This is a genomic window from Citrobacter enshiensis, assembly GCF_029338175.1.
In the GTDB taxonomy this organism is placed as follows: Bacteria; Pseudomonadota; Gammaproteobacteria; order Enterobacterales; family Enterobacteriaceae; genus Citrobacter_D; species Citrobacter_D enshiensis.
In genome coordinates this window covers 166493-179624 of record NZ_CP119862.1, presented here as the reverse complement: position 1 = coordinate 179624, position 13132 = coordinate 166493, and the positions used below count along the sequence as shown (strand labels likewise).

The 13132-nt window shown below is 52.5% G+C and carries 10 protein-coding genes and 1 tRNA gene; 2 read left to right on the top strand and 9 right to left on the bottom strand.

What is annotated here, in order from left to right; genetic code table 11:
• Nucleotides 1–61: 61 nt before the first annotated feature.
• The gene (locus tag P2W74_RS00840; protein WP_192614163.1) at nucleotides 62–169 is read right to left on the bottom strand and encodes a type I toxin-antitoxin system toxin Ldr family protein; all 108 of its coding nucleotides are present in this window, start codon (nucleotides 167–169) and stop codon (nucleotides 62–64) included.
• Nucleotides 170–605: 436 nt separating this feature from the next.
• Here P2W74_RS00840 and megL point away from each other — a divergent pair, with 436 nt between their 5' ends.
• Complete coding sequence (gene megL, locus P2W74_RS00835; protein ID WP_276293536.1) at nucleotides 606–1802, top strand: methionine gamma-lyase; 1197 nt, start codon at nucleotides 606–608, stop codon at nucleotides 1800–1802.
• Between the two features lie 129 nt (nucleotides 1803–1931).
• On the top strand, nucleotides 1932–3230 hold the full coding sequence (locus P2W74_RS00830; RefSeq protein WP_276293535.1) for an aromatic amino acid transport family protein: 1299 nt from the start codon (nucleotides 1932–1934) through the stop codon (nucleotides 3228–3230).
• Between the two features lie 28 nt (nucleotides 3231–3258).
• On the opposite strand, the gene P2W74_RS00825 is transcribed toward P2W74_RS00830, so the two are convergent.
• From P2W74_RS00825 to eptB, 8 genes are all read right to left on the bottom strand, one after another.
• Nucleotides 3259–4473 carry a sigma-54 interaction domain-containing protein gene (locus P2W74_RS00825; RefSeq protein ID WP_276293534.1) on the bottom strand — a complete coding sequence of 405 codons (1215 nt, stop codon included), beginning with the start codon at nucleotides 4471–4473 and terminating at the stop codon, nucleotides 3259–3261.
• Nucleotides 4474–4653: 180 nt separating this feature from the next.
• The gene (gene dppF, locus P2W74_RS00820) at nucleotides 4654–5658 is read right to left on the bottom strand and encodes a dipeptide ABC transporter ATP-binding subunit DppF (protein WP_276293533.1); all 1005 of its coding nucleotides are present in this window, start codon (nucleotides 5656–5658) and stop codon (nucleotides 4654–4656) included.
• The gene (gene dppD / locus P2W74_RS00815) at nucleotides 5655–6638 is read right to left on the bottom strand and encodes a dipeptide ABC transporter ATP-binding protein (RefSeq protein ID WP_276293532.1); all 984 of its coding nucleotides are present in this window, start codon (nucleotides 6636–6638) and stop codon (nucleotides 5655–5657) included. Before dppD ends, dppF begins: the two co-directional genes overlap by 4 nt.
• Before the next feature lie 10 nt (nucleotides 6639–6648).
• Nucleotides 6649–7551 (bottom strand): dipeptide ABC transporter permease DppC, encoded by a 903-nt coding sequence (gene dppC / locus P2W74_RS00810; RefSeq protein WP_276293531.1) that lies wholly within the window; start codon nucleotides 7549–7551, stop codon nucleotides 6649–6651.
• A 9-nt stretch (nucleotides 7552–7560) separates the two neighbouring features.
• Complete coding sequence (gene dppB, locus P2W74_RS00805; RefSeq protein ID WP_276293530.1) at nucleotides 7561–8580, bottom strand: dipeptide ABC transporter permease DppB; 1020 nt, start codon at nucleotides 8578–8580, stop codon at nucleotides 7561–7563.
• A gap of 161 nt (nucleotides 8581–8741) precedes the next feature.
• Nucleotides 8742–10349, bottom strand: a complete 1608-nt coding sequence (gene dppA / locus P2W74_RS00800; RefSeq protein ID WP_276293529.1) for a dipeptide ABC transporter periplasmic-binding protein DppA — start codon at nucleotides 10347–10349, stop codon at nucleotides 8742–8744.
• A gap of 825 nt (nucleotides 10350–11174) precedes the next feature.
• A tRNA-Pro gene (locus P2W74_RS00795) sits at nucleotides 11175–11251 on the bottom strand.
• A gap of 91 nt (nucleotides 11252–11342) precedes the next feature.
• Entirely contained in the window at nucleotides 11343–13034 is a 1692-nt protein-coding gene (gene eptB, locus P2W74_RS00790) for a kdo(2)-lipid A phosphoethanolamine 7''-transferase (protein WP_276293528.1), read from the bottom strand.
• Nucleotides 13035–13132 lie beyond the last annotated feature (98 nt).

Genomic DNA, 13132 nt, shown 5'->3' with positions numbered 1-13132 from the left:
CCCCTGCGGCCTGGTTCGGGCGCATGTTGCCATCACGGCAGGCAGACGCCCACAAGGCACATTACTTCCGGTGACGTAGCCAGTTCACGATCAGGCTGACAATAATGCCAGCGATGATCGGAGCCGCCAGATCGTGCCAGAAGGCCGTGCCAAGTTGCATGAGCGTCATAAAACCGCCTGTGTTGCAATGGCAACTGTTCGCGGCTATTCTCAACTTGTCTGGAGTCAAGTTAGCCCCCGTTTTGTTGCCAGGTTTATACCGAACAACGTGCGGGGGTTTTCTCTTTCCAGCAACCGATGCCGCCGGGGATCAAGCCCCCGCAACATTGCGCCTCACCGGGTAAACCCGGCTTATCGCGGATTCTACGGCAACCCCCACTCCTTATCATCCCGCACTCCCCCACACTGCGTGACGCCTCGCATTTACAGGATTTTCATGACGATCGGCCACTCCACCGCTGGAAAGATTCTTGCCAGTTGGCAACTTTCCTGACACCCGCCCCGACAAAAAATTTCCTAATATACTGATATTAAAGAACTCCTTTCATGGCACAGCGATTGCTATATGAGTATGAGCTGTTCTGTTTCGAATCAAAGGAGATATCATGACTGACTGTCGTACTTACGGATTCAACACCCAGATCGTTCACGCGGGGCAACAACCCGATCCTTCCACTGGTGCGCTCAGTACACCTATTTTCCAGACCTCAACATTTGTTTTTGACAGCGCCGAACAAGGCGCCGCCCGCTTTGCCCTCGAAGAGTCCGGGTACATTTACACCCGCCTTGGCAACCCCACAACCGATGCGCTGGAGAAAAAGCTGGCGGTACTCGAAAGGGGCGAAGCGGCGCTGGCAACGGCCTCTGGTATTTCGGCGATCACCACCACGCTGCTTACACTGTGCCAACAAGGCGACCATATCGTTTCCGCCAGCGCGATTTATGGCTGCACCCATGCCTTCCTGTCGCACAGCATGCCGAAGTTCGGCATCAATGTGAGTTTTGTCGACGCCGCCAATCCCGACGAAATTCGTGCAGCGATACGCCCGGAAACCCGGGTTGTCTATATCGAAACGCCTGCGAACCCGACACTCTCACTGGTCGACATTGAAACGGTCGCCGGGATTGTGCATCAGCATGGCGCGCTGCTGGTCGTGGACAATACCTTCATGTCGCCGTATTGCCAGAAACCGCTGCAACTGGGCGCGGACATCGTGGTGCACAGCGTCACGAAATACATTAACGGCCATGGCGATGTCATTGGCGGCGTTATCGTCGGTGGCCAGGCATTTATCGACCAGGCCCGTTTTGTCGGTCTTAAAGACATCACCGGCGGCTGTATGAGTCCCTTCAACGCCTGGCTCACGCTACGCGGGATTAAAACGCTGGGCATCCGCATGGAACGCCACTGCGAAAACGCGCTAAAAATTGCCCGTTTTCTGGAAAATCACCCGGCAATCACTCGCGTTTACTATCCCGGGTTGCCATCGCACCCGCAGTACGAACTTGGCAAGCGGCAAATGAGCCTGCCGGGCGGCATTATTAGCTTTGAAATTGCAGGCGGAATCGAGGCTGGCAGACGAATGATCAATTCTGTAGAATTGTGCCTCCTCGCGGTCAGTCTCGGTGATACCGAAACCCTCATTCAGCATCCTGCGTCTATGACACATTCGCCTGTTGCACCAGAGGAGCGGCTAAAAGCAGGTATTACCGACGGACTTATCCGTCTTTCTGTGGGTCTTGAAGATCCAGAAGATATTATTAACGACCTTGAAAACGCCATCAGAAAGGCAACGTTCTGACCATGACGCCCTGGACCGACATCACCGGTCCAGGGGGATGAAATCAAGGCACAAACAGCCTGGCTATACGCCTCATCCTTCGCCATGACGCACCCCGGAGGATGATGTGTATTTTGGGCAGGGGGCTCTATGCAGGACAACACACTACAATTAAGTAACAATAAAGCAACCATTACGCCATCCTCAAAAAAATTACCGTTTACAAAATATGATTTTGGCTGGGTGTTATTATGCATCGGTATGGCCATTGGCGCAGGAACAGTCCTGATGCCCGTGCAAATCGGTTTGACTGGAATATGGGTATTTATTGTCGCCTTTATTATTGCCTATCCTGCAACCTATATTGTGCAGGATATTTATTTAAAGACATTATCTGAAAGTGAAACCTGTAACGATTATACCGATATTATCAGCCACTATCTGGGTAAAAACTGGGGAGTATTTTTGGGGGTAATTTACTTCCTGATGATTATCCACGGTATTTTTATCTACTCGTTATCCGTTGTATTTGACAGCGCATCATATATTAAAACATTTGGTCTGACAGAGGCAGACCTCTCGCAATCCATCCTCTACAAAGTGGCGATCTTTGCTCTCCTTGTCGCCATTGCCTCCGGCGGTGAAAAATTACTGTTTAAAATCTCAGGACCGATGGTGGTGGTGAAAGTCGGCATCATTGTCGTGTTTGGTTTCGCCATGGTTCCACACTGGAATTTCAGTAACATAACGGCATTTCCACAGGCGTCGGTCTTCTTCCGCGACGTTTTGCTGACGGTTCCTTTTTGCTTTTTCTCTGCGGTATTTATTCAGGTGCTAAACCCTATGAATATCGCCTACCGCAAACGCGAGGCCGACAGGGTTATGGCAACCCGAATGGCGATCCGTACGCACCGTATTAGCTACATCACTCTGATTGCGGTTATTTTATTCTTCTCCTTCTCGTTTACGTTTTCGATTAGCCACGAAGAAGCCGTTTCCGCTTTTGAACAAAATATCTCCGCACTGGCACTGGCGGCGCAGGTGATTCCGGGGAAAATTATTCATATCACCTCTACGATATTAAATATCTTCGCAGTGCTGACGGCCTTTTTTGGTATTTATCTCGGCTTTCATGAAGCGATGAAAGGCATTATTCTTAATTTACTGAGTCGCGTAATTAACGTTGAGAAAATTAGCCCACTGACGCTCACCTTGGGTATTTGTACTTTTATTGTCATCACACTGGTTATTTGGGTCTCGTTCCGCGTCTCGGTACTTGTATTCTTCCAGTTGGGTAGCCCGCTCTATGGTATTGTTTCCTGTATCATTCCTTTCTTCCTGATCTATAAAGTCAAACAACTGGAAAAACTGCGCGGCCTGCGAACCTGGCTGATTTTGCTGTACGGGATCCTGCTGTGCTTTTCACCGCTATTGAAGCTGATTGAATAATTCGGTTAAGCGCCGTCAGTGACGGCGCTTAATTTACACCCTCGAGTTGATAACTACGGATCTTATTCAGCACAGTGGTATGCGAAACGCCAAGCGCTTTTGCAATATCCCGTGACGAGACGTTCTCACCGACCATCTGCTCAATAATTTTGCGCTCCGCATGCTGAACCTGCTCTTTAAACGGGAATGTTGTCTCCCGCTTGATATTTGAGCATTCTTCAACCGGCAGGCTCACCAGGCGTAAATCATCCATCGTAATCACATCACACTCAGACATTAGCATCAGCCGGATGATGGCGTTTTCCAGCTCTCTGACATTACCCGGCCAGCGATGACGGAGTAAAAACGAAAAACACGCTCTGTCCAGAATAAGCCGCCGCTGAAATTCCCTGGCGTATTTATTTACAAAGTGGCGGATCAGCAAGGTAATATCTTCCGGGCGCTCGCGCAGCGGAGGGATAGTGAGCGAAAGGACATTAATACGATAGTAAAGATCGGCGCGCAGTTGACGCAGTTCAACCATCTCTTCCAGGTTGGCGTTGGTGGCGACAATAATACGTGCATTAACCGGGATAATGTGCGCGCCGCCAACCCGGCGAATACCGCCATCCTGCAACACACGCAGTAATTTAACCTGTAGATTCAGCGGCATTTCACCGAACTCATCCAGAAAAAGCGTACCGTGGTCCGCCATCTCGAAAAGCCCTTTTTTCCCTTTGCTGTCTGCACCGCTGAACGCCCCTTTCTCATAACCGAAAAATTCACTCTCCATCAGCGTTTCAGGAAGTGTGGAACAGTTCACGGGGATAAAAGGATAAAAACGACGTTGCCCGGAATTATGAATAGCGCGCGCCAGCAGTTCCTTACCGGTTCCGGTTTCACCACGGATCAACACCGTATATTTGCTGTCGGCAATTTTTATCGCTTTTTCGATCAGCGACTGCATGCTCGGGCTGCTGCAAATGATATCGGAGAAATAACGCGGGCGTGCCAGTTCCGACGACGATCGCTCAGTCATATCTTCGGAAAGGTAGGTAACATTGATAATATCTGCGCGCTGGCATAACCGTTTCTGCACGCTGGAAATATCCTGCAAGTGGCGACACCAGGATTTAATCAGGATCCTGCCGGGCGTTACTTTCATCGAGATAATATTAATGTCGCAGCAGGAGAACTCCTTGAGGACATCCTCAACCATGGACAGGCGATCGATTGTTCTGATATCCCAACGTATCGTGACCACGTTTGCTCCATTTCATTCAGCAACTGCGATTTAACCGATAATTCTGTGACATTACGAAATCTGCATACATTCTAACCTACGCGGAATTATCTTCTGCCTATGGACTCACATTGTGGACTCAAAAATTAAATATAAAAAAACCGGAGCACAAGGCTCCGGTTATTAGGGGATACCCGGCAGTTATTGCTGCGGATTTTCATCCTGATCAACAGCGAAGCAGGCCACCAGTTGACCACGGTAGTCTTTAAGCTGCGGCTGCAACTGGGTGCAGGGACCGAAGCGACGACGACAGCGAGCATTGAAGGCACACCCCGGCGGCGGATTCAGCGGGCTTGGCAGTTCGCCGGTCAGTTTGATGCGCTCGCGGCGATCGTCCGGGTTCAGACGCGGCGTTGCTGAAAGCAGAGCCTGCGTGTACGGATGGCGTGGATTGCTGAAGATCTGATCTTTCGTCCCTTTCTCCACGCAGCGACCTAAATACATCACCATCACTTCATCGGCAATGTGTTCCACCACCGACAGGTCGTGCGAAATAAAGACGTAAGAGAGCCCCAAATCCTGCTGCAAATCCATCATCAGATTCAGTACCTGCGCGCGCACGGAAACGTCCAGCGCGGAGACCGGTTCATCGGCAATCACCACATCCGGATCGAGCATCAGTCCACGTGCGATGGCGATACGCTGCCGCTGGCCACCGGAGAACATGTGCGGATAGCGATCATAATGTTCGGTTTTTAGACCGACTTTCGCCATCATCGCCAGCGCTTTTTCACGACGTTGCTCTTTGTTTAAGCTGGTATTGATGAGCAGCGGCTCTTCCAGAATCTGTCCCACCTTTTTACGCGGGTTCAGAGAACCGTACGGGTTCTGGAACACGATCTGGATTTTCTGCCGACGCAGTTTCTGCGCCTGCGGATCGTGCTTAAGCAGATCCTGCCCCTGATAATACAGCTCACCACCGGTCGGGGTTTCAATCATCGTCAACAGGCGGCCGAGCGTGGATTTACCACAGCCAGACTCTCCCACCACCGCCAGGGTTTTACCGCGCTCCAGCGTAAACGAAACGCCATCCAGCGCTTTTACCAGCCGTTCAGGAGCAAACAGCCCCTTTTTCACCGGATAGTATTTCTTCAGATCGATAGCCTGCAACAGCGGGTGTTGCGAGGTGGCCTCGTGCGTACTCATAGTGTTGGCCTCCCGGCATCATCGAGTGGGTAGTGGCATTTCGACTGGCGACCTTCACCCAGTTGCATCAGTTCCGGCTCTTCGCTACGGCATTTGTCCGTCGCATACGGGCAGCGAGGATTCAGCAGACAGCCGTTCGGGCGGTCATATTTCCCCGGCACCACGCCCGGCAGCGAGGCCAGCCGCGCCTTGTCCTGCGCAAATTCAGGCAACGCGCGTAACAGCGCCTGAGTATACGGATGTCGCGGGGCGCGGAAGATATCATGCGCATTGCCCGTTTCCACCACCTGACCGGCATACATCACAATGATTTTGTGCGCAGCCTCCGCCACCAGCGCGAGGTCATGGGTAATCAATACCAACGCCATGTTCTCTTTCTGCTGCAGTTCCAGCAGCAGTTCGATGATTTGCGCCTGGATAGTCACATCCAGCGCGGTGGTCGGTTCATCGGCAATCAGCAGCTTCGGCCGACAGGCGATGGCCATCGCAATCATCACACGCTGGCTCATCCCACCAGACAACTGATGCGGATAGACATCCAGACGCGAGGCCGGATCGGGAATACCCACCAGCGTCAGCAGGTCAATGGCCCGCTGAATACGGGTTTTCTTGTTGCCACCCTGATGCACCTTGATGGCCTCCATAATCTGGAAACCCACGGTATAACAAGGGTTAAGGCTGGTCATCGGGTCCTGGAAAATCATCGCCACTTCGGCGCCGACCAGATTGCGGCGCTCTTTCTCAGAGATACGCTTCAGATCCTGGCCATTAAACTCCAGCTTTTCCGCCATCACCCGACCGGGATAATCAATCAGTCCCATGATCGCCAGCGAGCTGACCGATTTACCCGAGCCGGATTCGCCCACAATGCCGACCACTTCGCCCTGATTTACGCTATAGCTGATACGGTCTACGGCGCGAAACTCAGTGCCAACGTCTCCGAAGTGCACCGATAATTTGTCTACATTTAATAACGCCATCTCGAACCTCTTACTGCTTCAGTTTGGGATCGAGCGCGTCACGCAGACCGTCACCCATCAGGTTAAATGCCAGCACCGTCAGCAGGATCGCCAGACCCGGGAAGGTCACGACCCACCAGGCACTTTGCGCGAACTGCAACACGTCGGAGAGCATGGTGCCCCACTCCGGCGTCGGCGGCTGCGCGCCCATACCCAGGAAGCCAAGGGCGGCCATATCGAGAATGGCGTTAGAAAAACCGAGCGACGCCTGAACGATCAGCGGCGCAAGGCAGTTAGGGAAAATATTGACGAACATCTGACGCATCGCGCCAGCGCCCGCTACGCGGGAAGCGGTGACGTAATCGCGGCTCACCTCGACCAGCACCGCGGCACGCGTTAAACGAACGTAGTGCGGCAGCGCCACGAACGTCAGCGCCAGTGCGGCGTTACCAATTGAGGGACCAAAAATCGCCACCAATACCAACGCCAGCAGCAGGCTTGGCAAGGCCAGCATGATGTCGACCACGCGCATAATGATGTTATCAACGATACCGCCGAAGTAACCCGCCACCAGTCCCAGCACGACACCCATGATCAGCGACAACACCACCACCAGACAGCCGACCAGCAGCGATAAACGCGCGCCGTACATCAGACGCGACAGCACATCACGGCCCACATCGTCGGTCCCCAGCAGGTGCGCCATCGTGCCGCCTTCCTGCCATGCAGGCGGCGCCAGCAGCACATCACGGAACTGATCTGCCGGATTATAGGGGGAGAGAAAGTTTGCAAAGGCCGCAATCAGGATCATGATGACGACATACGCCAGACCCACAACGGCACCCTTGTTGCGTTTAAAATAGTGCCAGAACTCCTGCATCGGGGTCATCGGCACCGGTGCAGTAATAACTTTATTTTCAGTAACCTGTGACATGATGGCCCCTTACTTCTTATGACGAATACGCGGGTTCACCACGCCGTACAGCAGATCGACCAGCAGGTTGACGAGAATAATCATCGTCGCCACCAGTAACACTCCGCCTTGTACCACCGGATAATCACGACGTTGCAGCGCATCAATCAGCCAGCGCCCAAGTCCAGGCCACGAGAAGATGGTTTCGGTCAGAATCGCCCCTGCCAGCAGCGTCCCCACCTGCAAACCAATCACCGTCACGACAGGCAGCATTGCGTTACGCAGAGCGTGAATGACGATCACGCGCATCCTGGTGAGTCCTTTGGCGCGCGCGGTACGAATGTAATCCTCGCCCAGCACTTCCAGCATCGAGGAACGCGTCATACGCACAATCACCGCCAGCGGGATGGTGCCAAGCACCATCGCAGGCAGAATCATATGCGCCACGGCATCGATAAAGTTGCCCTCTTCACCCCAGATCGCGGTGTCGATCAGCATAAAACCGGTCAGCGGGTTGGTATCATCAAGGAACACCATGTCGCTCACCCGCCCGGAAACCGGCGTCAGGTTCCACTGCACGGAGACCAACATAATCAGCATCATGCCCCACCAAAAGATAGGCATGGAATAACCGGTCAGCGCAAGGCCAACGGCGGTGTGATCGAAAATGGAACCGCGCTTAACGGCGGCGAGTACCCCGACCGGAATCCCGACCGCAGTAGCGAAAATCATGGCGCAGACGCCCAGCTCCAGCGTCGCTTTAAAGCGAGGGACGAACTCTTCCCACACCGGTAAGCGGCTTTTCAGCGAGATGCCTAAATCACCATGCATAACCCCCCAAATGTAATGGAGGTACTGCTGCCACATCGGTTTATCAAGACCGAGTTCTGCCAGCAATTGAGCGTGACGCTCAGGGGAGATACCACGCTCACCCGCCATGATCATCACCGGATCGCCGGGGATCATATGAACGAAGGCAAAGGTGAGAAGAGTGATACCGATAAACGTGGGGATGACGAGTCCCAAACGTCGGAGAATGAACTGCAACATAACCCGGATTCTCTCTAATGACACACGGCCTGGAACCGTGGGTCTGTATTGCTCACAAATCTTATCCCCTCCTCATGCAAGAAGGGGATAAAGCATTACTGCCAGGTGGCGCTACGCGGACCGACTTAACGGTGCGTAGCGCATCCCGGCGTTGCTTTTAATTATTCGATAGAGACGTTTTCGAAGTGGTGTTTCCCTAATGGATCAACCACATAGCCTTTAACTTCTTTACGTACTGGCTCGTACACCGTTGAGTGAGCAACGATCAGCGCAGGCGCCTGGTCATGCATCACCACCTGAGCCTGCTTGTAGAGCTCAATACGCTTGTTGTGGTCGTCGGTCGCGCGTGCCGGCTGAATCAGGTCTTCAAACGGCTTGTAGCACCAGCGAGAGTAGTTGGAACCGTCTTTCGCCGCCGCGCAGCTGAACAGGGTGGCGAAGAAGTTATCCGGATCCCCGTTGTCGCCGGTCCAGCCCATCATAACGGCCTGGTGTTCACCCGCTTTGGCGCGTTTCAGATACTCGCCCCACTCGTAGGTCACGATCTTGGCCTGAACGCCAATCTTCGCCCAGTCGGCCTGAACCATCTCAGCCATACGGCGAGCGTTCGGGTTGTATGGACGCTGTACTGGCATTGCCCACAACTCAACGGTAAAGCCTTTATCCTGACCGGCTTCTTTCAGCAGCGCTTTCGCTTTCTCAGGATCGTAGCTGTAGTCTTTAACGTCGTCGTTATAGCCCCACATGGTTGGCGGGATCAGGTTCTTCGCCGCAACGCCAGCACCCTGATAAACGGCTTTGATGATCGCTTCTTTGTTTACCGCGTACGTCAGCGCCTGACGGACTTTAACGTCATCGAACGGTTTCTTCTCGGTGTTGAAGGAGAGATAGCCAACGTTCAGACCCGCCTGCTCCATCAGGTTGATGGTTTTGTCCTGCTTCATGCGCGCGATGTCCGCCGGATTCGGGTACGGCATCACCTGGCATTCGTTCTTCTGCAGTTTGGCGTAACGCACAGAGGCATCAGGCGTAATGGAGAAAACCAGACGATCGATCTGTGGTTTAGTACCCCAGTAGCCCGGGAACGCTTTGTAGAGAATACGGGAGTCTTTCTGGTACTGCAGCAGCTGGAACGGACCGGTACCGATGGGGTTCAGGTCGACTTTTTCCGGCGAACCGGCTTTCAGCATGTTGTCTGCATATTCTTTGGAAAGAATAGAGGCGAAGTCCATTGCCAGGTCAGCAAGGAACGGCGCTTCCGGACGCGTCAGCACGAACTGAACGGTGCTGTCGTCGACCTTCTTCACTTCGCTAATCAGGTCAGGCAGCCCCATCCCTTCAAAGTATTCATAGCTACCGCCAGAGACTTTGTGGTACGGGTTCTGCGCATTTTTCTGACGATCGAAGGAGAACACGACGTCGTCAGCATTAAAGTCACGCGTCGGTTTAAATTCTTTGTTGTCCTGCCACTTCACGCCTTTGCGCAGATGGAAGGTATAGGTTTTACCGTCTTCGCTGACTTCCCACTTCTCAGCAAGACCAGGAATGACTTCGGTAGTACCGATTTTAAATTCTACCAGGCGGTTATAGATAGGCACTGAGCTGGCGTCATAGGTTGTGCCAGAGGTGAACAACTGCGGGTTGAACCCTTCAGGAGATCCTTCTGAACAATAAACCAGAGTTTTAGCCTGTACACTTGCTGCGACAGTCATAGCCACAAGGCTCAGACCAAGCTTCAGCATCCCTGACTTCTTCAAGGAAATACTCATTCTTCTGCTCCAATTGTGATGTTTTGTTGTTTTACCCTTTGCAGTGGGCTGCACCGCCTGGCCTTTTTTGTTTTTTACCCGGCCGGGTCGGCGTTAAGAGGATGGGGATTCCGTTCACATAAACGACTGAGTTGCAGTGCGGATTCTCCATGAAATGCCCCTCATGCCCTACAATCTGTCAACAGAATGTGAAAACGTCAATACAGGTAACCACGATTTACAACAATGGTGAGAATTCACAAACAAAGATTAAAAAAACTTCGAACCACTATTTTCAGCAGAGAAATTTGTGCTACGCGGGCAACACCAGAATTAATCTCTTCATACTTCGCAACATTTGGTGGTTAACGTTTGTGCATATTATGAAAAATTTCTGACGAGATGCTGCATATCTGAGCGATTAATATCATGAACGTTAAAGCGCACAGCGGAAAATGCTGGGTTCAGTCATAAGTAACGCCCAAAAAAGATTCAAGCACATATCAAAAAAGACAATGGAATATGTCACAAAATCGTTAACACACAGTGAGAATTGGGGCGCGTTTTTGGTCGCAGTGGTGCAGATCAGTCACAGGTGGGATTAGGCGTGCAAATTGCCTGGTGGCGCTTCGCCCCCAGGCCGGATAAGGCGCTTGCGCCGCCATCCGGCAATGCCGGGTATGATGCGGTGTTTTTGCCTGATGGCACTTCGCCCGTAGGCCGGATAAGGCGCTTACGCCGCCATCCGGCAATGCCGGGTATGATGCGGTGTTTTTGCCTGATGGCGCTTCGCTTATCAGGCCTACGAATGCAAAAAAGCCTGCTCAAGAGCAGGCTTTTTAAATTTGGTCGGTGATAGAGGATTCGAACCTCCGACCCCTTCGTCCCGAACGAAGTGCGCTACCAGGCTGCGCCAATCACCGAATGCGGGGCGCATATTACTGCTGGGGTACGCGCCCGTCAATCCCTTAGTATCAAAATGTCCTCTAAACGGCGAGAAAGTCAGCAGCGCGATTAGTTAGCTGCGGCTTTCCCCGCTTCAGGAATACGACACCAGTTACTGTTCTCATTGATTCCGCCATCTGGCGAGGTAAAGCCGAGGCAACCCATAATGGTGTCGTAGAGTTCAACATGACGACGCGGCACCTTCATTTCGGCTTCCTGCTTCAACTGAGCAAACATCTGCGCATGTTGCGGATTCTCAAGATACTTGTCGGACATCCAGACCATCATGGGTACGCGGAACTGCTCTGGCGGCGCCATATTACGCGGCGTACCGTGCAGATGCTCACGCTCGTTGATCGACTCACCGTGATCCGCTGCGTAGAACACAATGGCTTTCTTATCGCGCAACTGGTCAAAAACGCTGGTAATAAAATGGTCGACGTAAGTCACCGAGTTATCGTAAGAGTTGATCATCTGGGCTCTGGTACAACCGTTATCCACCCCAACACACTCCGGCGTCCATTGCGCATAGCTACGCGGATAGCGCTGGGTGTAGTTAAAGTGCGACCCTTTGGTATGCAAAATAATCAAATGCTTACCGTCAGTATTGCGCTTTAATGACTGCTGCATTTCCTCAACCAACAGCATGTCATCGACAGTCTTGCCACGGTTGCGTGGCTCGGCGCCAATCTGCTCACGATAGGCGATATTATCGGCCATCGTGTTGCTGTAGAACCACATCTCACTCTGCATCGCATACAGATCTGAGCTGAAGCCTAGCTGCTTAAGCACCGCAAAAATGTTTTGCTCTTTCAACGTACGTTGCGGGTTATCTTCCGCCCCGCCCTGACGCACGAACATGCAACGCAGAGAGAGTTTTGTCGCGGTGTCGCATGAGTAACCACGGAATGCCGCCAGGTTTTTCTCCTGAGCCAGCTTCGGCGTGGTATTTCGTTCATAGCCGAAAATACCCATGTGATCCCAGCGCGTCGTTTCACCAATGATGAACACCACATACGTGTCATCAATGTCTTTTGGCGCAACATAGGTGAATTTCTTGGCAGGGTTCATTAACGAATGATTATCGGAGGATTCATCCACCTGCGCCCAGGCGTATAAACCCAACGCGGATAGCCAGTTTGATGGCAGGTAAGAGTTTGCCACCACGCCGCCATAACTGGGTAAATCGATCCCCGTAGCCCGCTCAACTTTCTTCTGCTGTACGTCAAGCAAACGAATCGGCGCCCAGACCATCAGCCCGGAAAGCACGACAACGGCCACGCTGCGAACGCGCAGACCCGGCGTGCGCAACTGACGCAGTAGCGTGTAGCGGCAGCGGTTGCTCCAGATAAAGAACAGCGGCAGGATGCTCACCGCCACTAACCATAGAATGAAATGCAGGCCCACAACCTCTTTCGATAAATCAATATCGGTGGTCATGACAGAAGCCACAATGCCGTAGCCGATGACCACATTCAGGAAGGTCATGTAATAACTGGCGCCGGCGGAAAAGAGCACGACCAGCGTGGTGAGTACACGCCAGGCTCGTCGGCCAAACAGCGAGAGAATGCGAAGTAAAAAGAACGTGACGAGAACAGTACCCGCCAACTCGACAGCCGCAGAGAGTCCTTTCCAGACGGTAAATTCATGCGCGTAGCCACCGAAGCGACGGTAAAATACGGCACAATTCATAAACAGACCGATATAAAGCGCAAGCAAGAAGCTGAGCCTTTGCTGCGTTATCGACTTAATGTATCTCATGCAAACAAGCCCTGGGAGTCAGGATTAAAACTGCCTGCGCAACGGTCAAACAGACCGGACAGGTGAAATTGCGGAAGTAGCTGTATAAGGAAAATCTA

Bases quoted from the DNA above. Each gene is read 5' to 3' on its own strand.
- eptB (WP_276293528.1), bottom strand. From the start codon at position 13,034: ATGAGATACATTAAGTCGATAACGCAGCAAAGGCTCAGCTTCTTGCTT.
- P2W74_RS00840 (WP_192614163.1), bottom strand. From the start codon at position 169: ATGACGCTCATGCAACTTGGCACGGCCTTCTGGCACGATCTGGCGGCT.
- dppB (WP_276293530.1), bottom strand. From the start codon at position 8,580: ATGTTGCAGTTCATTCTCCGACGTTTGGGACTCGTCATCCCCACGTTT.
- dppF (WP_276293533.1), bottom strand. From the start codon at position 5,658: ATGAGTACGCACGAGGCCACCTCGCAACACCCGCTGTTGCAGGCTATC.
- megL (WP_276293536.1), top strand. From the start codon at position 606: ATGACTGACTGTCGTACTTACGGATTCAACACCCAGATCGTTCACGCG.
- dppC (WP_276293531.1), bottom strand. From the start codon at position 7,551: ATGTCACAGGTTACTGAAAATAAAGTTATTACTGCACCGGTGCCGATG.
- P2W74_RS00830 (WP_276293535.1), top strand. From the start codon at position 1,932: ATGCAGGACAACACACTACAATTAAGTAACAATAAAGCAACCATTACG.
- dppD (WP_276293532.1), bottom strand. From the start codon at position 6,638: ATGGCGTTATTAAATGTAGACAAATTATCGGTGCACTTCGGAGACGTT.
- dppA (WP_276293529.1), bottom strand. From the start codon at position 10,349: ATGAGTATTTCCTTGAAGAAGTCAGGGATGCTGAAGCTTGGTCTGAGC.